The 1530-nt window shown below is 69.3% G+C and carries 1 protein-coding gene; it reads right to left on the reverse strand.

Annotated features, from left to right (window positions below; genetic code table 11):
- Positions 1–120 precede the first annotated feature (120 nt).
- Positions 121–1251 carry an IS110 family RNA-guided transposase gene (locus FKR81_RS43045; RefSeq protein ID WP_235922247.1) on the reverse strand — a complete coding sequence of 377 codons (1131 nt, stop codon included), beginning with the start codon at positions 1249–1251 and terminating at the stop codon, positions 121–123.
- Positions 1252–1530 lie beyond the last annotated feature (279 nt).

Consider the following 1530-nt stretch of genomic DNA (forward strand, 5'->3'; position numbering starts at 1 on the left):
GCGATTGGGCCTTGACTTGGGGTGCGGCGTGGTACCCCTATCGGGCCGGCAGGTGCTCTTCCTGCCGGCGGAGCCGGCCCCACCACGCCGCGAGGGGCCCCAAGATGCTCCTATGGATGGTCAAGCCGCTGGTGTGCTTTGGCGGGTGAGCTGGGTGAGGTCGGCGATCAGCCGGGGGTAGATCTCGCGGGCGAGGTAGCGTTTGAGGCAGCGGATGAGGTGTTTCTTGTTGCCGCCGTTGGGGTTGAGTCGCTGTGCTAGGTAGGTGCGGGTGGGTTCGTGCCAGGCCAGGCGGGTGAGCACGATGTAGTAGAGCACCGAGTTCGCTTGCCGGTCACCGGCGCGGGACAGGCGGTGCCGTCCGGAGGTGTGCCCGCTGCCGCAGTCCTGCGGGGCGACGCCGGTCAGGCGGGCGAACGCGGCCTCGCTGTGCAGCCGGTCGGGGCTGGTGGCGGTGAGCAACAGCTGCGCGGCGCGGCCGGGACCGATCCCGAACAGGCCACTGGTGCGCGGGGCGATGTGTTCGACCAAGGCGTGCAGCCGGGTGTCGAGCTCGCGGATGCGGGTGGTGTGGGCGGCGATGGTGCGAGCCAGTTCCCCGAGTGTGTGCCGGACCGCGGTCTCGTGGTCGAGCAGGACGATCGCGCTGTCGGCCGCCGCGATCGGCTCGAACCCGGCGCAGCACGAGATCAGGGCGGTATCGCTCAACGGTTCCAGCTGTTCACGCAGGCCGGGCGGGGCGGTGATGATCAGGGCTTTGAGGGTGTTGATCGCGGCGGTGCGGGCGGTGGTCCAGAGTTGACGAGCTTCGCGCAGCACCCGCACCGATTCGACAGGTCCGGTGCGTGGCTTGGGTGTGGTGGTGGCCGCACCGGACTGCGCGGCGGTCGCGGCGGCGATCGCGTCCGCCGGATCGGACTTGCCGGCGCGGCGGCGGTGCTGCCGGTTGGGCCGGTCGACCTCGACCACCCTGATCCCCCGGCCGGTCAGATAGCCGGTCAGGCCGGCGCCGTAACAGCCGGTGCCCTCGACCCCGACCAGCGTGACCGGTCCGAACCCGGCCAGCCAGCCCAGCAGCGCCACATATCCGGCCAGCGTCGCCTCGAACCGTTTCGTGCCCAGCAACCGGCCCAGCCCGTCACGGGCCGCCGCGACATGGAACTTCTTGTGCGTGTCGACACCGCCGGTGATCTCCCCGACCGGCACCATCGGGGTGCTGCCGCTGGTGCGTTTCGCCTGACTCTTTGCCATCCTGGTCACGCCATCCTGTTCGCGGGAACGGACGAATGGCACTCGCCCGATCCGGCGGTCGGACACGACAGTGATGGGGTGGCCTGCGCCAACAGGCTCCTATGAAGTCACGGTCGCCGGATCCGGTGAGCACCCACGATGGTCCTCGCAAGGCCGGACGACAGATCTTGGGAAAGACACCAGGTCAGTCAAGCCACGAGTCAGACCCACCCAGCAAGGACCACCACACACATCCTCACTGTCAAGGCCCAATCGCTGCGCCGAAGGCGCGACCCAACC

Source organism: Lentzea tibetensis (assembly GCF_007845675.1).
GTDB lineage: Bacteria > Actinomycetota > Actinomycetes > Mycobacteriales > Pseudonocardiaceae > Lentzea > Lentzea tibetensis.